The sequence below is a fragment of the Acinetobacter sp. A47 genome, assembly GCF_000805455.1.
In the GTDB taxonomy this organism is placed as follows: domain Bacteria; phylum Pseudomonadota; class Gammaproteobacteria; order Pseudomonadales; family Moraxellaceae; genus Acinetobacter.
Genome location: NZ_JSUS01000070.1, coordinates 1 through 23,057, shown reverse-complemented (window position 1 = coordinate 23,057; position 23,057 = coordinate 1). Strand labels below are relative to the sequence as shown.

At 45.3% G+C, this 23,057-nt stretch carries 19 protein-coding genes; 11 read left to right on the top strand and 8 right to left on the bottom strand.

All coding sequences use genetic code 11. The annotated features are described in order from the left end of the window. Positions 1-205 precede the first annotated feature (205 nt). Positions 206-1,396 carry a PilT/PilU family type 4a pilus ATPase gene (locus tag OC23_RS15160; RefSeq protein WP_038345737.1) on the top strand — a complete coding sequence of 397 codons (1,191 nt, stop codon included), beginning with the start codon at positions 206-208 and terminating at the stop codon, positions 1,394-1,396. 56 nt (positions 1,397-1,452) lie between these two features. Here the strand turns inward: OC23_RS15160 and mnmE are convergent, their stop codons facing one another. From mnmE to rpmH, 5 genes are all read right to left on the bottom strand, one after another. Further along, positions 1,453-2,808, bottom strand: a complete 1,356-nt coding sequence (mnmE, locus tag OC23_RS15155; protein ID WP_038345736.1) for a tRNA uridine-5-carboxymethylaminomethyl(34) synthesis GTPase MnmE — start codon at positions 2,806-2,808, stop codon at positions 1,453-1,455. Positions 2,809-2,921: 113 nt separating this feature from the next. Next, positions 2,922-4,679 (bottom strand): membrane protein insertase YidC, encoded by a 1,758-nt coding sequence (gene yidC, locus OC23_RS15150; RefSeq protein WP_038345735.1) that lies wholly within the window; start codon positions 4,677-4,679, stop codon positions 2,922-2,924. 5 nt (positions 4,680-4,684) lie between these two features. Further along, positions 4,685-5,005 (bottom strand): membrane protein insertion efficiency factor YidD, encoded by a 321-nt coding sequence (gene yidD / locus OC23_RS18890; RefSeq protein WP_081407335.1) that lies wholly within the window; start codon positions 5,003-5,005, stop codon positions 4,685-4,687. A 9-nt stretch (positions 5,006-5,014) separates the two neighbouring features. Then, the gene (gene rnpA / locus OC23_RS15145; RefSeq protein WP_038345734.1) at positions 5,015-5,410 is read right to left on the bottom strand and encodes a ribonuclease P protein component; all 396 of its coding nucleotides are present in this window, start codon (positions 5,408-5,410) and stop codon (positions 5,015-5,017) included. A 27-nt stretch (positions 5,411-5,437) separates the two neighbouring features. Then, positions 5,438-5,572 (bottom strand): 50S ribosomal protein L34, encoded by a 135-nt coding sequence (gene rpmH, locus OC23_RS15140; protein WP_000831329.1) that lies wholly within the window; start codon positions 5,570-5,572, stop codon positions 5,438-5,440. 668 nt (positions 5,573-6,240) lie between these two features. Between rpmH and dnaA the strand changes: the two genes are divergently transcribed. From dnaA to gyrB, 4 genes are all read left to right on the top strand, one after another. Beyond that, a complete protein-coding gene (gene dnaA / locus OC23_RS15135; RefSeq protein ID WP_038345733.1) occupies positions 6,241-7,635 on the top strand; it encodes a chromosomal replication initiator protein DnaA in 1,395 nt (464 codons plus the stop codon). A 112-nt stretch (positions 7,636-7,747) separates the two neighbouring features. Next, the gene (dnaN, locus tag OC23_RS15130) at positions 7,748-8,896 is read left to right on the top strand and encodes a DNA polymerase III subunit beta (RefSeq protein WP_038345731.1); all 1,149 of its coding nucleotides are present in this window, start codon (positions 7,748-7,750) and stop codon (positions 8,894-8,896) included. Positions 8,897-8,924: 28 nt separating this feature from the next. Continuing rightward, entirely contained in the window at positions 8,925-10,007 is a 1,083-nt protein-coding gene (gene recF / locus OC23_RS15125) for a DNA replication/repair protein RecF (protein ID WP_038345730.1), read from the top strand. A gap of 49 nt (positions 10,008-10,056) precedes the next feature. Then, positions 10,057-12,525, top strand: coding sequence for a DNA topoisomerase (ATP-hydrolyzing) subunit B (gene gyrB, locus OC23_RS15120; protein WP_038345729.1), 2,469 nt, complete (start codon positions 10,057-10,059; stop codon positions 12,523-12,525). A 375-nt stretch (positions 12,526-12,900) separates the two neighbouring features. Here gyrB and OC23_RS15115 read toward each other — a convergent pair whose 3' ends face one another. Both OC23_RS15115 and OC23_RS15110 read right to left on the bottom strand, forming a co-directional pair. Beyond that, positions 12,901-13,458: a VTT domain-containing protein gene (locus tag OC23_RS15115; RefSeq protein ID WP_038345728.1), complete on the bottom strand. Its 558-nt coding sequence runs from the start codon at positions 13,456-13,458 to the stop codon at positions 12,901-12,903. Positions 13,459-13,783: 325 nt separating this feature from the next. Then, positions 13,784-15,712, bottom strand: a complete 1,929-nt coding sequence (locus tag OC23_RS15110; RefSeq protein ID WP_038345727.1) for an ATP-binding cassette domain-containing protein — start codon at positions 15,710-15,712, stop codon at positions 13,784-13,786. A gap of 48 nt (positions 15,713-15,760) precedes the next feature. Between OC23_RS15110 and OC23_RS15105 the strand changes: the two genes are divergently transcribed. The 5 genes from OC23_RS15105 to erpA all read left to right on the top strand — a co-directional run bounded on the left by OC23_RS15105 (position 15,761) and on the right by erpA (position 20,194). Next, positions 15,761-16,024 carry a hypothetical protein gene (locus OC23_RS15105; protein WP_038345726.1) on the top strand — a complete coding sequence of 88 codons (264 nt, stop codon included), beginning with the start codon at positions 15,761-15,763 and terminating at the stop codon, positions 16,022-16,024. Between the two features lie 195 nt (positions 16,025-16,219). Further along, entirely contained in the window at positions 16,220-17,221 is a 1,002-nt protein-coding gene (locus OC23_RS15100) for a putative solute-binding protein (protein WP_038345725.1), read from the top strand. Between the two features lie 215 nt (positions 17,222-17,436). After that, positions 17,437-18,444: a putative solute-binding protein gene (locus OC23_RS15095; protein WP_038345724.1), complete on the top strand. Its 1,008-nt coding sequence runs from the start codon at positions 17,437-17,439 to the stop codon at positions 18,442-18,444. A 286-nt stretch (positions 18,445-18,730) separates the two neighbouring features. Beyond that, on the top strand, positions 18,731-19,735 hold the full coding sequence (locus OC23_RS15090) for a putative solute-binding protein (protein WP_038345723.1): 1,005 nt from the start codon (positions 18,731-18,733) through the stop codon (positions 19,733-19,735). 123 nt (positions 19,736-19,858) lie between these two features. Further along, a complete protein-coding gene (gene erpA, locus OC23_RS15085) occupies positions 19,859-20,194 on the top strand; it encodes an iron-sulfur cluster insertion protein ErpA (protein ID WP_038345722.1) in 336 nt (111 codons plus the stop codon). A 48-nt stretch (positions 20,195-20,242) separates the two neighbouring features. Here the strand turns inward: erpA and OC23_RS15080 are convergent, their stop codons facing one another. Beyond that, a complete protein-coding gene (locus OC23_RS15080; protein ID WP_038345721.1) occupies positions 20,243-21,376 on the bottom strand; it encodes an anhydro-N-acetylmuramic acid kinase in 1,134 nt (377 codons plus the stop codon). Positions 21,377-21,437: 61 nt separating this feature from the next. Here OC23_RS15080 and tyrS point away from each other — a divergent pair, with 61 nt between their 5' ends. Continuing rightward, positions 21,438-22,670 carry a tyrosine--tRNA ligase gene (gene tyrS, locus OC23_RS15075; protein ID WP_152607851.1) on the top strand — a complete coding sequence of 411 codons (1,233 nt, stop codon included), beginning with the start codon at positions 21,438-21,440 and terminating at the stop codon, positions 22,668-22,670. Positions 22,671-23,057 lie beyond the last annotated feature (387 nt).

Genomic DNA, 23,057 nt, shown 5'->3' with positions numbered 1-23,057 from the left:
AATAGCCTGGATCAATGCAACCTTGTTTGAAATAATCCACCCCAATCAAGAAGCTGTAAAACTGAATCAACAGATATTCGGGGTGTTTTTCAGGCTTTCCGGTCTCTTTTCCTGATCGATTAGGGCCATACAACTGCTTATTTTAATTTAAATTTTTAAATCAGCTGGCGATATGCCATCTTGTTATCCAGAGTCAGGTCGATTGATGTATAGCGCAGAATTACTCGAAGAAGCCAAAACCTTTATGTTCCACATGCTCACCAAGGTGGTGGAATACGGCGGTTCCGATTTATTTATCACTGCTGATTTTCCACCAAGCATCAAATTACAGGGGTTGATGCGTCCACTGGGGCAACAGGAACTGAGTGCAGAAAAAACCCGGTTGTTTGCCTATAGCCTGATGAATGAAAAACAGCGACAGGAGTTTGAAACTGAATGGGAGTGTAATTTTGCGATCAATGTTCCACAGGTTTCACGTTTCCGTGTCAACGTGTTCAAACAGCAACTGCACACCGGTATGGTGATTCGTACCATTACCTCAGAAATCCCGACTTTTCAAAAACTTAAGCTTCCAGAATCACTTAAGGACGTGATCATGGAAAAACGTGGTCTGGTGCTGGTGGTGGGCGGTACAGGCTCAGGCAAATCAACCACTTTGGCCGCCATGATTGACCATCGTAATGAAAACTCGGCAGGACATATCATTACCGTTGAAGACCCGGTCGAATATGTACACAAACACAAAAAATCCATGATCACCCATCGTGAAGTGGGGGTAGATTGTCATTCATGGCAACATGCCCTGAAAAACACCTTGCGTCAGGCACCGGACGTGATTTTAATTGGTGAAATCCGCGATACCGAAACCATGGAACATGCCATTGCCTTTGCCGAAACAGGCCATCTTTGCCTCGGCACCTTACATGCCAACAATGCCAATCAGGCACTCGACCGGATTATCAACTTCTTCCCGGAAGAACGGCGTAACCAGTTACTGATGGATCTTTCCTCCAATCTGAAAGGTATTATTTCCCAGCGCCTGGTGCGTACCCAAGATGGCAAAGGCCGTCGCGCAGCGATTGAAATTTTGCTGAATACCCCATTGATTTCAGATAATATTTTAAAAGGCCAGTTCCACGCACTCAAAGAGATTATGAGCAAATCGCGTGAGCTGGGGATGCAAACCTTCGATCAGGCTTTATTCGATCTCTATAACGAAGGTGCGATTAGCTATGATGAGGCCTTGCGCAATGCCGATTCAGTCAATGAATTACGCTTACAGATCAAACTTAAAGCTACACGTCAGGACGGTGCACCGGTTGCCATGATGACGGCATTAAATGTGGTACCAGAACAAAAAGCAGAGCAAGAACAGACGGCTGAAGAGAAGGAATAAAAAAAAATGGCTTGGATTGCAACACAATTCAAGCCATAAATATTTGATTTATATGATTACTTCCCAATACAGAACGAACCGAAAATCTTACCGAGCAGATCATCAGCACTAAAATCACCTGTGATTTCACCCAATGCATTTTGTGCCAGACGCAATGATTCTGCGACCAGTTCACCTGCATTAAACACCACAAGTTGCTCACGTGCCTCTGCAAGATAGCGCTGAGTGCGCTTCATTGCATCCAGATGGCGCGTTCTGGCAATAAAGGTATCTTCCTCAGGCTGGAAGCCTGCATGCGCTGTAATCGCTTCTATGAGCGCCTGAACCCCCATATCCTGTTTGGCAGAGACACTGATATGACGGAAGCCCTGATAATCACTCAAGCTTGCCTCCTGACCGGTTAAATCGCATTTATTGCCGATCAGCAGCAAACGTTTCGGCTCCAGATGATCGGCAAAATATTCTCGCGCCAGCTGTAACGGTTCATCCGCCTGGCTTAAATCATAGACCAGCAGCAATAAATCGGCCTGTTCAATTTCTTTAATCGCACGACGAATCCCTTCCTGCTCGACGATATCGCCCGTTTCACGCAAACCGGCAGTATCAGTCAAGGTCATCGGCAGGCCATTCAAACTGATCTTTTCATGCAATACATCGCGGGTGGTGCCTGCAATATCGGTCACAATGGCCCGTTCATGGCCCGCCAGTGCGTTTAACAGGCTGGATTTACCCGCATTGGGCTTACCCGCAATCACCACCTGCAAACCTTCACGTAACAGTTGTCCCTGACGTGCAGACTGCTGTACGGCCTTGACCGAGTCCTGTACATCGTCCAGCAAGGCTAAAATCTTGCCATCGGCCAGAAAGTCGATTTCTTCTTCGGGAAAATCAATGGCTGCTTCCACATGCAGACGCAAGTGAATCAGCTTTTCCAAGACCGTATTAATCTTGGTTGAAAAGGCCCCTTGTAATGAACGGACCGCTGAACGTGCGGCCGCCTGCGAGGTGGCATCAATCAGATCGGCAATGGCTTCGGCTTGCACCAGATCCATCTTGCCATTTTCAAAAGCCCGCATGGAAAACTCCCCCGCCTTGGCAGCAGTCGCTCCCAGATCGAGTAAACGGGCCAATAATGCATTCTGGATCACCGGGCCGCCATGCCCCTGTAGCTCGACCACATCCTCACCGGTAAAGGAGTGCGGATTGGGAAAGCACAGTACAATGCCTTCGTCCATGACTGAACCGTCTGCATCACAGAACTGGCGGAAACCTGCCATGCGTGCAGCAGGCAATTTTTTCAGGGTCAGCTGCTCTGCAATGGCATAAGCTTTCGGCCCGGAAAGACGAATCACGCCCACACCACCACGACCTAAGGGGGTAGCAATCGCAGCAATTGTGGTTTGATGTTGCATCGTAAATCACCTAAAAACAAAAAAGGGTTAAAGAGAGCTAACCCGAAATACAGTCAAAAAAAATCCGCTCAAGATTACCATCTTAAGCGGATTTTTTCAGTAAAAGTTCGAACTTAAGAACTCGATTCAACCTTGTTGAGACGGTCCTTTTCGACACCTTTGTTAATAAACCATTGTTGCAAAATGGTAATACTGTTGTTGACGATCCAGTAAAGCACCAGACCGGCAGGGAAGAACAACATGAAGACCGTGAACATGATTGGCATGATACGGAACACTTTTGCCTGCATTGGATCAGTCGGTTGCGGGTTGAGCATTTGCTGAACAAACATGGTCACACCCATCAGCAATGGCAGGATAAACCATGGATCCATTGCAGATAAATCCTGAATCCAGCCTAACCATGGCGCATGGCGCAGTTCAACCGATTCCATCAATACCCAGTACAGGGCCAGGAAAATCGGCATTTGTAACAATAGCGGCAAGCAACCAGACAACGGATTGACCTGCTCACGCTTATACAACGCCATCATTTCCTGTGAAAAACGCATCCGGTCTTCACCAAACTCTTCTTTCATGCGCTGCATTTCTGGTGCAATCACACGCATTTTCGCCATAGAGCGATAACTTTTCGAAGACAGCGGCCATAAAATCGCCTTGACCAGGATCGTCAATAGAATAATTGACCAGCCCCAGTTTCCAACCAGATTATGGAAGAATTGCAAGCCCATGAACAGCAGCTTAGCGATCGGCCATAACCAGCCATAATCAACTGTCTGGTTTAAACCGGCTGCCAGGTCCTTAAGTTCGGACTGGATTTTTGGACCGGAATACAGCTGTGCGTCCACTTCCATTGAAGTGCCGGCTGGAACATTGATCACCGGAGAGGTGAAGCCCATGATATTCATGTGATCGGCAGACTGGCGCGATTCCAGTTTCGCCACATAAGGCTGGCCATCAGCCTGGGTCAGTTTCAGGTTACCTGGAATCCATGCACTCACAAAATAGTGCTGAACCATGGCAACCCAGCCACCCTTGGCTTCAACGTTTAATTTTTCATCGTTGAAATTGCTGAACTTTAACTTGTTATAATGCGCATCTGGTGTACCCCACGCACCGCCCAGGTAAGTTCCCAGGGTGAAGATCCCTTGAGATGACTTGCCCGGATCATCAGAATTATCACGCTTTAACTGGCCAAACATCTGGCCCTGCCAGTTTTGCTGGCTGCGGTTAATAACCTGATGTTTCACCGTAATTGGATAATCACCTTGGGTGAAGGTGAACGATTTGATCACTTCCACACCTTCAGGTGTTTTAAATACCAATGGTACAGTCAATACCTGATGAGTCTTGCCATCTTTAGATGCAACACTTTTCGCATCGGCCAAGGTATATGCGGTTTTCTCGACATCATACATTGGACGGCCGCCACGGCTGCTATCCGGTCCATTTAAACCAATTAAACCAGATTGAGCAACGTAAGTACGTTTCGCATCACTTTCCAGCATAACAAATGGCTTGTCGCTGTCTTTGCTTTCATCATGGCTTAACAATTCTATACGAACAATATCACCACCTTTAGGGTTGATCCAAAGATGATAAAGATCAGTCTGTACTGAAATCAGTTGCTGACTCACAGAAGGAGTATCTGTGGTTTGTGATGCAGTCACATTTGCTTGTGGCAAGTCTGAAGCCGCTGTTGCATTTTGAGCATTTGGCAAATCTGCAGATACATCATGTGCCGTCACAGCTGCCGCTTGTTGTTGCGGTGCTGGTGCAGCATGACCATAATCTTTTTGCCAAGCCAAAATAAGCAAATATGCGGTAACAAACATGGCTCCAAGAATTGCAAATCTGGCCCATTGTTGCATATCTATTATCCCAAATGGTTAGAGAGATTTTGCTTGAATAAACGATCACGAAAGGGTACAGCAACGTGATGCATTTGAGAATCTATTTGATGAAACGAAATAAAACGAAGTGCTTTGCGCGGTACCGGATCATAGCCTGAACCACCCCAGGGATGACAACGGCAAATCCGCTTAGTCGATAGCCATACACCTGTTACTGCACCATGCGTCTGCAAGGCTTCAATTGCATATTGCGAGCAAGTGGGAATATAGCGACAACGAGGACCCAATAATGGACTAATTGCAATTTGGTAACATCTTATCAACCAATGAAGTAAACGTACCATTGGAGATCTCTAATTCTGGAGGGATGTCACAACGACTTTGGAATGCTTCTTTGCTAAGCGTTGTAATTTTTGCCAAGCAAAATCTAATTGTTGATGTAATTCTTCATTTGCGATTGCTTCTATACCTACTTTAGGCATCACCACAATATCGATATCAGCATTAAATTGTGCTTGATGTAAACGAAAGCTCTCCCGAGCAAGACGCTTTATTCGATTTCGTTCATGAGCACGACGTACCTTCTTTTTAGCAACGACAATACCCAAACGGCTATTCGGCTGTTCGGTTAATTTTGCTAAAAAAAGGAAATGGGGCTGATGCACTTTAAAAAGCGCACCATCAAATACACTTTTATAATCTGCGGCACAACGAATACGGGATTCAGTGCCGAAACTGTAAAGTGTCATCACCCAAGTCTGGTCAGCTTAACAGTATTAAACAGTTAAGCTATGACGACCTTTCGCACGACGACGAGCTAAAACCTGACGACCAGCTTTAGTTGCCATACGAGCACGGAAACCATGAACGCGTTTACGCTTTAATTCAGATGGTTGGAAAGTACGTTTCATATCGAAACTCCCAAAATGATCTTTCTATAAAGGTCCGCGATTTTATTGTGCAATGTTTACGCTGTCAATCAAAAAACCAAAACTTTACATTTTGTTTGTTCTGTTTTGACTCATTCAGACTTAAGCAAAGACATCAGCATAATCGTGGACATAAAAATATACACAAGCTATCTCTTTATATTACATCAACATTCGGATATATTCACAGCTTAACAACAAAGTTATCAACAATCCTATTTCTGATTTAAATTTAACTCATGGTTTTTGAATTTAAATTTCGATATGCTCTGTTATCCACAATTCGCTCAAACCCTATAAGTAAATTCAAATTTTAAAATTTAAATTTATTCTTATTAGTGTGGATTTATTCTGTGGAAAGCATCCTTTTTTCATAAATAAACAATGAGTTATTTTGTGGATAAGCATGTTTTTATCAGTTTTACAGATTGTGGATAACTTGATGGTTAAAATTATCCACAGCTTGTGCAAAAAGTTATACACAGGTGGTTTTGAATTTAAATTTATAAACAACCGCTTTCTTTTTCAGCAAAAGTCCCATAAATTGGCCTGACAGATGTGGATAACTTGGTTAGAATGGCGACCCCTTCGCAAGATGGGGTGGTGATTTTTATTTTTTAAATTTAAAAATGGATATATAGGGGATGCACATGCTCTGGACAGACTGCTTAACTCGCTTGCGACAAGAGCTATCTGATAACGTCTTTGCGATGTGGATTCGTCCTTTAGTTGCCGAAGAGGTTGATGGTGTGATGCGTTTATACGCACCAAACCCTTATTGGACACGTTATATTCAGGATAACCATCTGGAATTGATTTCAATTCTTGCCGAACAGCTTTCTGAAGGCCGGGTACGTCAGGTCGAGATCCTGGTTGATTCCCGTCCTGGTACCATTTTGTCGTCAAATGAACAGCCGGCGACGACAACTGCAGCCCTGAGTACGCCAACACCTGCACCTGCCAAGGTTAAAAAAGACACTGATCTGGTACAGCCTAGCCAGAATGTCAGCAAAATCCCGAAAAAAAGACAGCTTAATCCGTTATTTACCTTTTCACTGTTTGTAGAAGGCCGTTCTAACCAGATGGCTGCGGAAACATGCCGCAAGGTTTTGACCCAGCTGGGAGCATCACAGCACAATCCTTTATTTTTATATGGCCCGACGGGGCTGGGTAAGACACATTTAATGCAAGCGGTCGGAAATGCCCTGTTACAGGCAAAGCCGAATGCCCGTGTCATGTACATGACTTCGGAAAGTTTTGTTCAGGACTTTGTCAGTTCCTTGCAAAAAGGAAAGGTTGAAGAATTCAAGAAAAATTGCCGTTCTTTAGACTTGTTGCTGGTCGACGATATTCACCTGTTGGCAGGCAAAGAGGCGAGTCTGGTTGAGTTTTTCTATACTTTCAATGCTTTACTGGATGAATCTAAACAGATTATCTTGACTTCGGACCGTTATCCGAAAGAATTGACCGAACTGGATCCGCGTCTGGTTTCCCGCTTCTCATGGGGACTGTCAGTTGGGGTCGAGCCACCTGATATTGAAACCCGTATCGAAATCTTGCTGAAAAAAGCCGAAAATAGTGGCGTCGATTTACCACGTAACTGTGCCTTGTTTATTGCGCAACAAGTGGTCGCAAATGTGCGTGAACTTGAAGGTGCATTGAACAAGGTTGTGGCAATTTCACGCTTTAAGGGGACAGCCATCGATCTGGATGTGGTGAGAGAGTCCTTAAAAGACGTGCTGGCCATCCGGGCGCGTACCATTAGTGTAGAAAATATCCAGCGTGTGGTCAGTGAGTATTTCCGTATCCCGTTAAAAGAGCTGATCGGGCCAAAACGAACTCGTATTTATGCGCGGCCACGTCAGCTGGCAATGGGACTGGCACGAGAGTTAACCGGTGACAGTTTTCCGGAAATCGGCATGGCCTTTGGCGGTCGTGATCACAGTACCGTGATGCATGCCTGTGAAAAAGTGGTCAGCTTGCGTGAAGAAGACCCTATTTTTAATGAAGATTATAAAAACCTACTTCGTTTGTTACAAAGCTAGGCTTGGGCAGAATCTCAACAGACCCCATTTTCATGGTTGCAAACTGCTTTTAAGTGCAGCATAGTACACTGCTAACATTCATATCGGCTTCTGTTGTAAGAGGAATAAAATCGTGCGTTTGAAAATCGCTAAAGAAAGTTTACTCAATGTTTTATCGCATGTGGTCGGTGCTGTAGAGCGTCGTCATACTTTGAATATCCTTTCCAATGTCAAAATTCAAACCACGCAACAGGCGTTGACCATTACCGGTTCTGACCTTGAAGTTGAGCTGGTAGCAAGCACCACGTTAGCTGAAGGTGCCTGTCTGGAAGCGGGTGAAACGACAGTTCCTGCACGTAAACTGGTCGAAATTTGCAAATCGCTTCCAACAGCAGCCTTGATTGACTTGCAAATTACAGAAGATCAGCGTTGTATCTTAAAGTCAGGTAACAGCCGTTTTGTACTGGGCACCTTGCCAGCAGAAGATTATCCGTTATTGACCACTGAAAACAGTCAGGGCACGCAAGTCCAGGTGACACAACGTGAATTAAAGCGTTTATTTGAGAAAACCGCCTTTGCCATGGCAGTTCAGGATGTGCGTTTCTACCTGACTGGTACATTGCTGGAAATCGATCAAAATCAATTACGTACAGTAACAACTGATGGTCACCGTCTGGCCTTGTGTGAAGTGCTGGCTTCCTCTACCGCATCGGCTCCGATTCAGGCCATTGTACCGCGTAAAGCTGTGGGTGAATTACAGCGCCTGCTCAGCATTGAAGATGAACAGTTAACCTTGCTCATTGGGCGTGAACTGTTGAATGTCACCATCAATACGCCGAGCCGTGATAAAGAGCAGGGCGACATTACTGTCCGTTTCACCACTAAACTGATTGATGGTAAATTCCCTGATTATCGCCGTGTGATCCCCAAAGGTGGCGACAAGCACGTGCTGATTGCCCATGACGTATTCAAGCAGTCCTTACAGCGTGTTGCGATTTTAAGTAATGAAAAACTTCGTGGCGTGTTCCTGAATTTTAATCAGGATTCATTGCAGCTACGTGCCAATAACCCGGAACAGGACGAGGCGGTTGAAGATTTGGCAATCCAGTATCAGGATGCACCGCTGGAAATGTCATTTAATGCGCAATATATCCTGGATGTATTGAGTGTTCTGGATGGTGATGACGTCAGAATGAGCATGACCGAAGCGAACCAGTCTGTACTGGTGCAAGACCCGGCACATCCTGACCAGACCTATGTGGTCATGCCAATGCGTGTTTAACCTGTCTTGATATTCTGAGCTGAATTTCATGCAGATCACGCGTTTAAATATCGAGCGTGTACGTAATTTAAAGGCGGTTGCACTCCAGGAGTTGCAGCCGTTTAATATTTTTTATGGGGCCAATGGGTCGGGAAAAACCTCGATTCTGGAGGCCATTCACCTGTTGGCAACCGGCCGTTCCTTCCGTACCCATATTCCCAAGCATTATATCCAGTATGAAGCAGGGGATGCCATTGTGTTTGCCCAGTCTGCCAGTGAGCGGATCGGCATGCAAAAAATGGCGTCCGGTGAGCAGCTGATCAAGGTCAATGGCGATACCATTGCCACCCAGGGCCAGCTGGCGAAGCTGTTGCCATTGCAACATATCGATCCACAAAGCACCGATATTATTGATCATGGTGCCAAACCTCGGCGGCAATTGCTGGACTGGTTGATGTTCCACGTGGAACCCGAGTTTTATTTTGCCTGGCAGTACTATTCCCGGGCATTAAAGCAGCGCAATAGCCTGTTAAAAACCCGGCGCAACCTGACATTGGCCGATCTGGAACCGTGGAACAAGATGCTGAGCGATTATGGCGAAATTTTGCACTCGCAGCGTGTCAGTATCGTGGAACAATGGAACCAGTTTTTTCAGGAAGATGTGCAACAGTTATTGCCCGGCCTTGACCTTGAGCTGGAGTACCATGCCGGATTTCATACCGAGCAGGGGCTGTTAAATGACCTGCTCCAGCAGCATCAGAGAGACCAGGAGCGGCGGTATACCGAGTATGGTCCGCACCGTGCAGATTTACGTCTGAAAACCCCGTATGGCAATGCGGATGACGTGTTATCGCGTGGCCAAAAAAAGTTGCTAATCATGGCATTAAAACTGTCACAAATTGCAATGCTGCATGCGAGTAACAAGGAAACTGTGGTATTATTAGATGATCTGACAGCAGAGTTGGATTTGGCTGCACAACAACGTTTGATTGAGCGATTGAGTCAGTTAGGAAGTCAGGTTTTTATGACGACCCTAGACCATACGTCGGTATTAAAACACTTACATGATTTGTCGATTTCCTTTCAATTGTTTCACGTTGTCCAAGGCCAGGTCAGTCTTGCTGCACCATAATTTTATTTCCTCATCTTTGGATAGATTCGATATTTACTAGGGAGTAACCATGAGTTCAGAGTCTCAATCAGTCTCTCAAACAGAACAAACAAATGAAAAGGCTTATGATTCCTCTAGTATTAAAGTATTACGTGGATTAGACGCGGTTCGTAAACGTCCTGGCATGTATATCGGTGATACCGATGATGGTACAGGTTTGCACCATATGGTGTTCGAGGTGGTGGATAATGCCATCGATGAAGCTTTGGCTGGCCACTGTGACGAGATCTTGGTCACCATTCATGAAGATGAGTCGGTGAGTGTATCGGATAACGGTCGTGGTATCCCGACCGATATTCACCCTGAAGAAGGCGTGTCGGCAGCAGAGGTGATTCTGACCATTCTGCACGCCGGGGGCAAGTTCGATGACAACAGCTATAAAGTGTCAGGCGGTTTGCACGGGGTCGGCGTTTCTGTTGTAAATGCACTCTCTAAAAAATTGCAGTTAACCATTCATCGTGCCGGTAAAATCCATGAGCAGGAATACCATCATGGCGATCCGCAATATCCATTGAAAGTGGTTGGCGAGACCGATAAATCGGGGACGACCGTCCGTTTCTGGCCAAGTGAGCTGACCTTTAGCCAAACCATCTTTAGCGTCGATATTCTGGCGCGTCGTTTACGTGAGCTTTCGTTCCTGAACGCAGGGGTACGTATTGTATTGCGCGATGAACGTGTAAATCTCGAGCATATCTACGATTATGAAGGCGGCTTGTCCGAGTTCGTTAAATATATTAACGAAGGCAAAACCCACCTGAATGATATCTTCCATTTCACTACAGATGCTGACAACGGCATTGGCGTAGAAGTGGCATTGCAATGGAACGACAGCTATCAGGAAAATGTGCGCTGCTTTACCAATAATATTCCGCAGAAAGATGGCGGTACCCACCTTGCCGGTTTCCGTGCAGCATTGACCCGTGGCCTAAACAGCTACATGGAAAATGAAAGCTTGTTGAAAAAGGAAAAAGTTGCCGTAACAGGCGACGATGCACGTGAAGGCTTGACCGCGATCATTTCTGTAAAAGTGCCTGATCCGAAATTCTCTTCCCAAACCAAAGAAAAACTGGTGTCGAGCGAAGTGAAGCCAGCAGTCGAACAAGCCATGAACAAAGAGTTCTCGGCGTATTTGCTGGAAAATCCGCAAGCAGCAAAAGCGATTGCCGGTAAAATTATTGATGCCGCACGTGCACGTGATGCAGCACGTAAAGCCCGGGAAATGACACGTCGCAAGAGTGCACTGGATATTGCCGGCTTACCGGGCAAACTGGCAGACTGCCAGGAAAAGGACCCGGCACTTTCTGAACTGTATCTGGTCGAGGGTGACTCTGCAGGCGGTAGTGCCAAGCAAGGGCGTAACCGTAAGATGCAGGCCATTTTACCGTTGAAAGGTAAGATCCTGAATGTTGAGCGCGCGCGCTTTGACAAGATGATTTCCAGTCAGGAAGTCGGTACCCTGATTACCGCTTTGGGCTGTGGTATCGGGCGTGAAGAATACAATCCGGACAAGTTGCGTTACCACAAAATCATCATCATGACCGATGCGGACGTCGATGGTTCACATATTCGTACCTTGTTGCTGACCTTCTTCTTCCGTCAAATGCCTGAGCTGGTTGAGCGTGGATATATCTATATCGCCCAGCCGCCACTGTACAAATTGAAAAAAGGCAAGCATGAACAGTACATCAAAGATAATGATGCACTGGAAACCTTCCTGATTTCCAATGCCATTGATGAGCTGGCATTACATGTCAGCGCCGAAGCACCGGCCATTACCGGTTCGGCCCTGGCCAGCGTGATTGCGGATTATCAGGTTTCGCAAAAGAGCTTGCAGCGTTTGACCTTGCGTTATCCTGCCAGTTTGCTGGATGGTTTGCTTGAAGTTGAAGCATTCAAAGCCGAGCATAACCATGAACGTGACTATGTGGAAACATGGGCAGAACAATTACGTGCGGCAATTGAAAAATTACAGCCAAGCTTGCGTCCTGAAATTACTTTGGAAGCATTTGAACGTGAAAATGCCCAGGGTGAGAAATCAGCGCATTACTGGCCTCGTATAACCGTGTATGTGCATAACTTGCCGCATGCCTATCTGCTTGATGCCGGCCTGTTAAATTCTGCCGAATATGCACGTCTGCTCAAAAATGCCAAGAGCTGGTTCAAACTGGTTGAAGAGGGTGCTTATCTGCAAAAAGGCGATCGCCGTATTCAGGTCAGTAATTTCCATCAGGTGTGGCAGCACATTTTACAAGACTCGCGTCGTGGCATGATGATCCAGCGTTATAAAGGTCTGGGTGAGATGAACGCTGAACAGCTGTGGGAAACCACCATGGACCCTGAAAACCGTAATATGTTGCAGGTCACCATTGATGATGCAATCGAGGCAGACCGTATGTTCTCTTGTCTCATGGGAGATGATGTAGAACCTCGTCGTGCCTTTATTGAAGAAAATGCATTAAATGCGGATATTGATGCTTAATTAAATCAGGCAGCAGTAACATAAAGGGCGCCTATCTTGTCATACAGGATAGGCGCCTTATTGTTGGTTGCAGCATAATCACTGCTACAGGAGTTTGGATTGAACCGGTTCGATGCCTGTTATCAGTGATACCGCGCTGGAAGGGCTCGTTAACGGCTGATATAGCACGCTTACTGCTAGCTTAGTGTTGCATAGTGGACTAGAGGGTTATCATCTATAAAATGATAAAAGATATTTAACCTTTGTTTTTCAATATGTTTTCTTTATATGAATGCAAGAGTGGCATGTTCCACGTGAAACCGGAAAATGGACAGATAAAAAAACAGGAAAGTTAAACTTTCCTGCTTAATCATCTTCTCAGCTTTAGGATACGGCTTAATTTTCTACAAAATCACTGACCTGAATTAAGGCATGACCAAACAGATATCCGGCAGTGACAAGTACACTGATCCACAGTAAGGCGCCCAAAATATTGTATAAGACAAAATGCGTGTAGTTCATGTTGCTTGAACCTGCGGCCAGCGGTGCAAATGAACGTGCAAAAGGAATAAAACGGGCCAGTAAAATGGTTTTTCCACCATGTTTGAGGAAAAATACATTGGTTTTTTGCAGGTATTCCTGTTTGATAAAGCGAGATTTCACATTAAAAATACGGTCGCCAAAATGACGGCCAATATGATAGTTGACCATATAACCTAACGCTGCTGCAAAAAACAGCAGGCTGATCATATAGCCCAGATGCATGATTTCAACCACAGAACACAATGCCCCGACAGTCAATAACAGGCTATCACCGGGCAAGAAGAACATGAACACAAAGGCGGTTTCAGAGAAAATAATCAAGAAGAGGATAAAATAGATCCATAAACCATATTCTTGTACCAGAACCGGGAGAATATGTTCAAAATTAAAAATAAAATCTAAAGAATTCATTCAGTTTGTATGATCCAAAATAGAGTACTCACCAAATCAAAGTACAAAAAATGTGAAATGAATTTAACCCTCAGGATTCATTCGTCAGTTATAACTTTACAACAATCGGCGTTGAGTATATCGAGCCTGAACCTAAAGCTCAATTTTCTACGAAAATTCCAGTTTTTACCTTAACTTAAATTCTCGACAAATTCATGACACATTTCATGATATTCATAGTGTTTTTAAGTATCTGAGCGGTATGTTTAGGAACGATAATACTTCTGTCCTAAACCATGAATACCCTACATGCCGATCTTGCCGACATGTAGGGCAGGTAGTTGTTCTAATCGGCAAAAGAACTTTCCAGTTCTTCCAGCTCCATCATCAATTCCAGCAACTGTTCCTCAAATTGTTCCAGTTGAGCCTTGAGTTGGGTCTGCTCATTCATCAGCTTCATCAGGTCATCTTTACGATGGGCTTCATATAGTGCACTTTCGGCCAAAGCCTGCTCGATTTCTGCCAGTCGTGGCTGTATCTTTTCTATCTGGGCTTCAACCTTTTCAATATTCTTGCGAAGGGGACGTGTCATTTCACGGCGACGTGCAGCTTCTTTGCGCTGAGCTTCTTTATCAAGCTTGGTATTCGGCGATGGATTGGTGGCTGCTGGCTGTTGTGCAGCAGTTTGTGCATTAATCTGTTGCTGACGGGCTTCACGTAACCATTTGGCATAGTCCTGCAAATCACCTTCAAATTCGCTGCATTTGCCTGCATGTACAAGGAGCAGGTCATCACAGACGCTGGCAATCAACTGACGTTCATGTGAAACCAGTACCACGGCCCCTTCAAAGTCCTGCAGCGCCATGGTCAAGGCATGACGCATGTCCAGATCTAAATGGTTGGTCGGCTCATCCAGAATCAGCACATTGGGACGCTGCCAGACGATCAGGGCCAATGCCAGACGTGCACGTTCGCCTCCCGAGAAGCTTTCACACGGGGTATCCATACGCTCACCACTAAAGCCAAAGCCCCCTAAAAAGGCGCGTAATGCGGCTTCACTGATCTGTTTGTCCGCAATACGGGCCAGTTGCAGCATCGGGCTGGCATGTGCATCTAAGGCATCCATCTGGTGCTGGGCAAAATATCCGATATTCAGCAATTCAGAGGCCTTTCGCTCACCAGCCAAAAGCGGTAAGTCTCCGACCAGGGTTTTGATCAGGGTCGATTTACCCGCGCCGTTCATGCCCAGTAAACCAATCCGCGAACTTGGGGTGATTTGCAGGCGTATCTTTTCAGCAATCACTTTATCGCTATAACCAATACTTGCTGCATCTAAACTGAGCAAGGGTGAACTCATTTTGGTAGGTTCACGGAAACTGAAGGTAAAGGGCGTATCGACATGAGCAGGCGCAAGCTGCTGCATCCGTTCCAGCTGTTTGATACGGCTTTGTGCCTGACGGGCCTTGGTGGCCTTGGCCTTAAAGCGATCAATGAATTTTTGCAGGTGTGCCCGTGTTTCCTGCTGTTTCTCAAATGCCTGTTGCTGCTGGGCCAGACGTTCGCTACGGGTAGTTTCAAAAATCGAATAATTACCTGTATACAAGGTAAGTTCCTGATTTTCGATATGCAGAATATGATCAGTAATGGCATCAAGGAAATCGCGGTCATGCGAAATCAGTACCAGTGTACCTTCATAGGCTTTCAGCCAGTCTTCCAGCCACAAGATGGCATCTAAATCCAGGTGGTTGGTCGGTTCATCCAGCAATAGCAGGTCGGAGCGGCTCATCAAGGTGCGGGCCAGATTTAAACGCATACGCCAGCCTCCCGAGAAGCTGGCAACATTTAAGCGGATCTGGTGATCCAGAAAGCCCAGACCTGCCATCAGTTGGGCTGCTTTGGCGGGTGCTGCATAGCCGTGGATTTCATCAAAACGGCCGTGAAGTCGTGCGAGCTCATCATTATCCAGTTGTTCAGGATGGGCAAGCTTTTCCTGAATCTCCCAATACTCTTCATCTCCCGACAGGACAAAATCAATTGCTGGCATTTCCAGTGCTTTGATTTCCTGCGCCATGTGGGCCACAGTCCATACAGCCGGACGGCTTAAATTGCCTTCATCAGCCCCCAGTTCACCCAGAAATGCTGCAAACAGGGTAGATTTACCAGCACCATTGACCCCGGTAAGACCAATTTTCCAGCCAGGATGAAGCTGCATTGAGGCTTTTTGGAACAGGACGCGCCCACCACGGCGTAATGAAACTTGGTCTAATTGGATCATGAGTATGCAAAATAGCGAATAGATAGCTGCATTTTAAGGTGATCATGCATGAATGCAAATTTTATCTTCACCCCTCGCAGCGAGCTTATCCAGGCTTTCAATGATCTTAAGGTCACATTGAGATTCTGTTTTTATGATAAAAATCAGCTTATTCGTTTAAATATAAGAAAACTGGGGCTACTGATCACAGACGCCGCCCAGAACCGGGAAATGCCAGAAGGGAACGCTGCGATTTGGCAGGCTTGCCCATTTTATCTGTCCAGACTCAGGCGGGGCAGCTCCGGCAGTGAATCAATCATATATTGGCTTTAAGGTTAAAAGGAGAAGCCTAAAGCCAGTGGCTGAAAAAGCAGGGGACCGAAACTGTCAAACTGTGATCAGTATGGTTAAAAGTGGTAAAAACCCGACGTATGTATATAAACCCACTATGTTTTTAGAAAAAAGCTGACTATATTGTTCAGGCACTGATGGAAAATTGTGCAATATCGGCAACAAAGGGAAAACACGATGAAAAAAGGACTTTGGGCATTGAGTGCTACGGCTCTATTTGTCATGGCGGCTCCTGCACAGGCAAAACAGGAAATTTGCGTATTTGATTTATTGGGGAAGGCTGGGGAGTCTTACAAACTGGTTGAAGAATGGAAGCTGGCTGCAAAAAACTGGCAGGCAGATGTTGAGCTGATTCCGTATCAAGATGAAGAAAAGGCGGAAAAGGATTTTGACGCAGGCAAGTGTGATGGCGTGTATATGACCTCGATGCGGGCCCGTAAATACAATAAATTTGCAGGTTCGGTAGACGCCGTTGGTGCGGTCACCAGCAATGCCATTGCCCAGAAAGCGATTAGCTATGTACTGGATAAACGTAACCAGCATCGTTTAACTGCAACCATGAATGGCGAAAAATTCGAGGTCGCCGGTATTATTCAGGTGGGGCTGGCCTATATTTTTGTGCGCGATAAAAGAATTGATACCATTGAAAAGGCCAAAGGCAAGAAATTTGCCTATTTACACTATGATCAGGCACAAAAGACGATTGTGGAGAGTATTGATCTGGTTGCAGTGCCATCAGATATTTCAGATTTTGTGAAAAAATTTAATACAGGGCAGGTTGATGTGATTGCAGCGCCTGCCTATGCCTATAAACCGCTGGAAATCAGTAAGGGCCTGAGCAACGGCGCACTGTTCAATTTCCCGGTAGTCAATATTACGGGGGACCTGATTGTCCGGCCAGAAAAGTTCCCGGCCGGCTTCGGTGCTCAGTCGCGTAAATGGTTTGTCAATAAATTGCCAAGTAACTTTGCCATGGTGCAACGTTTGGAGGCAGGGATGAATGCCAAAAAAATTACCCTGTCGAATGAAGATAAAGTCAGGTATCAGAAAATGCTGCGTGACGGGCGTATGAATCTGACCAAGCAAGGTGTGTATGATGCCAGTATGATGAATGTACTCAAGCGCGCCCGTTGTACAGTGGAACGGACCAATTTCGAGTGCAGCTTAAGTGGTGAATAATCAACTGTACAGTCTGGCAAACATGGATAGACAAATCATGCGCCGCAGATATAATAAATTTGTCTATGAAAATAAGCAAAAAGGATAAAACAGGACAAAAACTAAACAATATGCGTATAAAAATAGAGTAGAAGCTCTATTTTTTTTCAAAAAACATGATTAATATTTGCTTCGAACAAGGAGACAAACATAAAGTTTGTGAAAGGATGAAAACTATGAAAAAAATTGCACTTGCTCTTGCAGCAACCTCGATCTTTGGTGTATCTGCTTCTACTCAGGCAGCAATTGACGTATGTGTATTTGACTTGCTGGGCAAGTCAGGTGAGTCATACAAAATGATGCAGGACTGGGCGCTTGCAGCGAAAGGCTGGGGAGCGGATGTTAACCTACTCGCGATCACGGATGAACAGGTTGCGGATAATAACTTTAAAGCGGGTAAATGTGCTGCTGTAGCAATGACAGCAATGCGTGCCCGTCCATATAACAAATTTGCGGGTTCTGTTGACTCGCTTGGTGGCGCACCAAGTAATGCAGTAGCACAACGTGCAATTACTTATGTACTCGATGCGCGTAATGCTGCAAAAATGACAACCAATTTAGGTGGTAACAAATACGAAGTGGCGGGTATCTCTCCACTTGGCGCTGCCTACATTTTCGTACGTGACAAAAGCATTAACTCAATTGAAAAGGCTGCGGGTAAAAAATTCGCCGTACTGGGTTATGACGATGCACAAAAAATCATGGTACAACGCGTAGGCGCGCAAGCGGTTCTTTCTGATATTTCAAATTTTGCTGCAAAATTCAACAATGGTCAGGTTGATATGGTGGGTGCACCGGCTTATGCCTACAAGCCATTAGAACTAAGCAAAGGCTTGGGTGCAAATGGTGCCATGTTTAACTTCCCGGTACTTCAAGTGACTGCGGATCTGGTGATTCGTCCAGAAAAATTCCCAGCTGGCTTTGGTCAAAAATCTCGTGACTACTTCGTGAAACAATTACCAAAAGCTTTTGCCATGATCAAACGCTACGAGTCTGAGATTCCGGCAAAATACAAAATGAACTTAAGTGCTGAAGACAATCTGAAATACCAGAAACTGTTACGTGACGGCCGTATGGATCTGACTAAACGCGGTATTTACGATGCGGGCATGATGTCTGTATTGAAGAAAGCGCGTTGTTCGGTAGACAAAGCGAACTTTGAATGTGCATTACCGGGTGAATAATCCCTAATTGCCATAAAGCGTACTTAAAGCCTAGATTCATCTAGGCTTTTTGTTTTTTTACCACTGTCATTTGAGTCATTGTGTTTAGATTGAAAGATCGTAATGATAGAAATATATAAAAAACCAGAGGGAAGTCTGGACGACTGAACAGATGTTTAATCAGGACGATGAAACATGACGCAATAAAAACATAGATTCATGTGGAAACCTGAACCAGACTAGATCGTGATTTTTAATTCTGGGTAGGGTGCAACAACAAACAGCATAGAAGCAAAGGAACAATAAAATGCAATGGTTTAAAACATTATTACTTGCAACCGGGATCGCTGCGGTATCGGCGGGTGCTCAGGCCAAACAAACCATTTGTGTATTCGATATCGTCGGTAAAAGTGGTGATGTCTATGCACTCATGAAAGATTATCAGCTGGCAGCAAAAAACTGGGGCGCAGATATCGAGCTTAAAGTGGGCACCAATGAGGCCGTCATTGCTGAAGACTTTAAGGCCGGAAAATGTGATGGGGTCAGTATCACCGGCATGCGAGGCCGTCAGTTTAACCCGTTTACCGGTTCACTGGATGCAATCGGGGCAATTACCGATCTTAAACTTGCCGTGAAAGTGATGCAGGGGCTGGCAAGTCCTACCTTTGCCAAAGCCATGGTCAATGGCAAATATGAAGTGGTCGGGGTGATTCCGGTCGGTGACGCTTACTTATTGGTAAATGACCGCAATATCAATACCGTGGCCAAGGCAGCAGGCAAGAAAATCGCAGTACTGGACTATGATGAAGCACAAAAAATTATGGCTTCACAGGTCGGTGCCCAGGCCGTCAGCTCCGACATTACCAACTTTGGTGCCAAATTTAATAATGGACAGGTCGATATTATTGGTGCACCCGCCGCTGCCTTTAAACCGCTAGAGCTCTATAAAGGCTTAGGAACCAAAGGCGCGATTGTAAATTATCCGATCTTGCAGGTGACGGGTAACCTGATTATTCATCCTGATAAATTCCCGACAGGGTTTGGGCAGAAATCTCGTGAGTGGGTCAAGGCCCAATTGCCCCGTGCGTTTGGTATTCTGGGCAAAATGAAAGCTGATATTCCACAAAAATACTGGATGGAAGTGCCAGCCGCAGATAAGCCCGGCTATCAGAAACTGATGCGTGAAGCACGTATTAACCTGACTGCAAAGGGCATTTATGACAAGCGCATGATGAAATTATTATGGCAATTCCGTTGCCGTGAAGACGCCAAGAATTTTGAATGCGGCTTGCAGGATGAAAACTACAAGTAAACTTGTAAAAAGTCTTTAAACTGACTTTAAAACTTCAAATACAGACCCGATATTGAGTATGCTATACTGAATAACGGGTCTTTTATTTAGGAAAGACGTATTGAAGTCTGAGGAATATCCATCATGAACGCCCAAGCTCTAGAATTGTCAGATAATGCTGCCAACAAAGTTCGCCAACTACGCGAAAGTGAAGGAAATAACGACCTTATGTTACGTGTTTATGTGACGGGTGGTGGATGTTCCGGCTTTTCGTATGGCTTTAACTTTGCTGAAAGTATCAATGAAGATGATGCCGAATTTACCAACGGTGATGTAAAAATGCTGGTCGATTCACTCAGCTATCAATATCTGGTGGGTTCAGTGGTTGACTATCTTGAAGGACTGGAAGGTTCACGTTTCGTGGTACAAAACCCGAATGCGACCACCACCTGTGGCTGTGGTTCATCTTTCTCGATTTAATAAATACTGTTAAAAAAAGCTTCTCGGTCGAGAAGCTTTTTTATTGGCTTAAACCATGGTGACCGTGCCTAAAATCCGGTCACCAGCTGCACCTGTAACAGCAGGCAGGTTACCGCTCAGCTGTTCAACAAAACGCATTGCCAGCCAGGCAAAAGCTGTTGCTTCTACCCAGGTCGGTGCCAGACCCAGTGCATCTGTGGTTTGTACCGACCAGTTATGTTTACGCAAGCGCCAGCGTAACTGCTCAAGCAGATGGGAGTTATAGGCACCACCGCCGCAGACATAGATTTCACCGGTTGGCATGCTTTCTTTACTACGATAAATTGCTTTCTTGATGGCGCGTGTGGTCAGTTTCATTAAAGTCGCCTGAACATTTTCAGGTGTATCTTCCAGCTCATCGTAGCCTAAGTCATTACGCCAGTCTGTCAGCTGCTCATCAAGCCATTCCAGATTAAAGTCTTCACGACCGGTACTTTTGGGTGGCTCTTTGGCAAAAAACTCATGGCTTTGCAAACGGTCTAATAGTGAGCGAATCGGGTTGCCATAGGCTGCCCAATCGCCGTTTTCATCATAAGGGTGCCCGGTATGGCGATGGCACCATCCGTCCATCAGGATATTGGCAGGGCCGGTATCAAAGCCATAGACACCATCCGGATTGTTGGCTGGCAACATGCTGACATTGGCAATGCCTCCCAGATTCAGAATGACCCGGTGAATACTGTCATGCTGGAACAACGCCCGATGAAAAGCAGGAACCAGAGGTGCCCCCTGACCACCGGCGGCCATATCGCGTCGGCGAAAATCCGAGACTACCGGTAGCTGCGTAATCTCCGTGATGATATTGGGATCACCAATCTGCAGGGTAAAACCATGTTCAGGACGGTGGCGAATGGTCTGCCCGTGTGAACCGATGGCTTTAATTTGGGAACGGTCTAAATTATGCCGCTCAATCAGCGCGTTGATACCATGCCCGATCATTTGTGCCAAAGCGACATCAGCTTTGCCCATACGGTCAATTTCATTATCGTCAGGCAGTGTCAATGCCATCAATTCATCACGTAATTCAGGTTCAAAAGGGACTGTAAGCGTCGCATGTAACGTTAATGGCTCGAATGAAGTTGCAACAATATCAACACCATCCATGCTCGTGCCTGTCATTACACCAATATAGATTGCGCTCATATACAACTTATCCTGCAAGATGCTGAAAAAATGTTAGTATATCGCACAAATTGAATAACTGATGTGTTTAGGTTTTGTGATGTCAAATTTCTTGCCAGCCGAAGAACAGCTTGCTCTCATTCAACGAGGCACGCACGAGATTATCTCTGAAGAAGATTTACTGAAAAAGCTGAAAGAGAATCGTCCACTCCGTGTAAAAGCAGGCTTTGACCCTACGGCTCCTGATTTACATTTGGGTCATACGGTTCTAATCAATAAATTAAAAACCTTTCAGGATCTGGGTCATGAAGTGACATTCCTGATTGGTGACTATACAGCCATGATCGGTGACCCGACAGGGAAAAGTGCGACACGTCCGCCGTTGTCACAAGAACAGGTAATTGCCAATGCAAAAACCTACCAGGAACAGGTATTCAAAATCCTGGACCCAAATAAAACCAAAGTGCGTTTTAACTCAGAATGGTTTAGCCAGAAAACAGCTGCTGATTTAATCCAGTTGGCAAGCCAGCAAACGGTATCGCGCATGCTGGAACGTGATGATTTCACCAAGCGTTATAACAACCATCAGCCGATTGCGATTCATGAGTTTTTGTACCCACTGGTACAAGGTTATGACTCGATTGCGCTGGAAGCAGACGTTGAGTTGGGCGGAACAGACCAGACGTTTAACCTGTTGATGGGCCGTACCTTGCAAGGTCGTTATGGTCAGGAATCACAAGTGTGTATCACCGTACCTATTCTTGAAGGTTTAGATGGTGTCAATAAGATGTCTAAATCTTTAGGTAACTATATTGGTGTGTTCGACACGCCAGGCGCGATGTACCAAAAAATCCTGTCGATGCCGGACAGCCTGATTGAGCGCTACTTTGATTTACTCAGCTTTAAATCACTGGATGAAATCAAGGTATTGCTGGATGAGATGGCTGCGGGTCGCAATCCACAAGAGATCAAGCGAATCTTGGCACTTGAGCTGGTTGAGCGTTTCCATGATGCCGAAGCGGCAGAAAATGCCCATAAAAGTGCAGGTAACCGTGTAACTGAAGGTGAAGTACCGGAAGATACCCCGGAAGTCACGATTTCACGGGGTGAATTCGGGGGCGAGTTATTTATTGCCACCATTCTGCGTGTGGCGGGGTTAAACCCGAATGCAGCTGCTGCAAAAGATGCGGTGAACCGTGGTGCAGTAAAAGTAGACTGGAAGGTGGTAGATATGAGCTTCTCTGTTAAAGAAAACGTCACTTTAATCATTCAGTCAGGCAAAAAAGCCATTGCACGAGTGACATTCACTGACTAAATCAAAAGAAAAATCATAAAAAGCAGGCCATGAGCCTGCTTTTTATCCATAAATAGATGATAAAAACAACGAAAACATCAGTTTTGTTGAAAAAAGAAACATGCAAAAGAAAATAATAAAAAACAGGGTTGCAACTGATCTGAAATGCTGTAGAATGCACATTCATCGGCGGTGATGCAGATAAAAACTTGTTGAGAAACAAGGATTTGGCTAAAATGGTTAGATTCTTGAATGATTGATAAGTTTGAATAAATATCTAAATTACCTGTTGACTTTTAAGAAATTGAGAGTAATATAGCCGACCTAGCTTGATGGTGACGAATCATCGAGAAGATCATTAAGAGAATAGAAGAACAACTTGTGTGGATTTTTACCGGTTGATCGATC

Coding starts and splice junctions, on each gene's coding strand:
- OC23_RS15080 (WP_038345721.1), bottom strand. CDS start 21,376: ATGAGCGCAATCTATATTGGTGTAATGACAGGCACGAGCATGGATGGT.
- dnaA (WP_038345733.1), top strand. CDS start 6,241: ATGCTCTGGACAGACTGCTTAACTCGCTTGCGACAAGAGCTATCTGAT.
- mnmE (WP_038345736.1), bottom strand. CDS start 2,808: ATGCAACATCAAACCACAATTGCTGCGATTGCTACCCCCTTAGGTCGT.
- OC23_RS15095 (WP_038345724.1), top strand. CDS start 17,437: ATGAAAAAAATTGCACTTGCTCTTGCAGCAACCTCGATCTTTGGTGTA.
- OC23_RS15100 (WP_038345725.1), top strand. CDS start 16,220: ATGAAAAAAGGACTTTGGGCATTGAGTGCTACGGCTCTATTTGTCATG.
- yidC (WP_038345735.1), bottom strand. CDS start 4,679: ATGCAACAATGGGCCAGATTTGCAATTCTTGGAGCCATGTTTGTTACC.
- erpA (WP_038345722.1), top strand. CDS start 19,859: ATGAACGCCCAAGCTCTAGAATTGTCAGATAATGCTGCCAACAAAGTT.
- yidD (WP_081407335.1), bottom strand. CDS start 5,005: ATGGTACGTTTACTTCATTGGTTGATAAGATGTTACCAAATTGCAATT.
- OC23_RS15090 (WP_038345723.1), top strand. CDS start 18,731: ATGCAATGGTTTAAAACATTATTACTTGCAACCGGGATCGCTGCGGTA.
- OC23_RS15115 (WP_038345728.1), bottom strand. CDS start 13,458: ATGAATTCTTTAGATTTTATTTTTAATTTTGAACATATTCTCCCGGTT.
- OC23_RS15105 (WP_038345726.1), top strand. CDS start 15,761: ATGAATGCAAATTTTATCTTCACCCCTCGCAGCGAGCTTATCCAGGCT.
- gyrB (WP_038345729.1), top strand. CDS start 10,057: ATGAGTTCAGAGTCTCAATCAGTCTCTCAAACAGAACAAACAAATGAA.
- tyrS (WP_152607851.1), top strand. CDS start 21,438: ATGTGTTTAGGTTTTGTGATGTCAAATTTCTTGCCAGCCGAAGAACAG.
- OC23_RS15110 (WP_038345727.1), bottom strand. CDS start 15,712: ATGATCCAATTAGACCAAGTTTCATTACGCCGTGGTGGGCGCGTCCTG.
- rpmH (WP_000831329.1), bottom strand. CDS start 5,572: ATGAAACGTACTTTCCAACCATCTGAATTAAAGCGTAAACGCGTTCAT.
- rnpA (WP_038345734.1), bottom strand. CDS start 5,410: ATGACACTTTACAGTTTCGGCACTGAATCCCGTATTCGTTGTGCCGCA.
- OC23_RS15160 (WP_038345737.1), top strand. CDS start 206: ATGTATAGCGCAGAATTACTCGAAGAAGCCAAAACCTTTATGTTCCAC.
- recF (WP_038345730.1), top strand. CDS start 8,925: ATGCAGATCACGCGTTTAAATATCGAGCGTGTACGTAATTTAAAGGCG.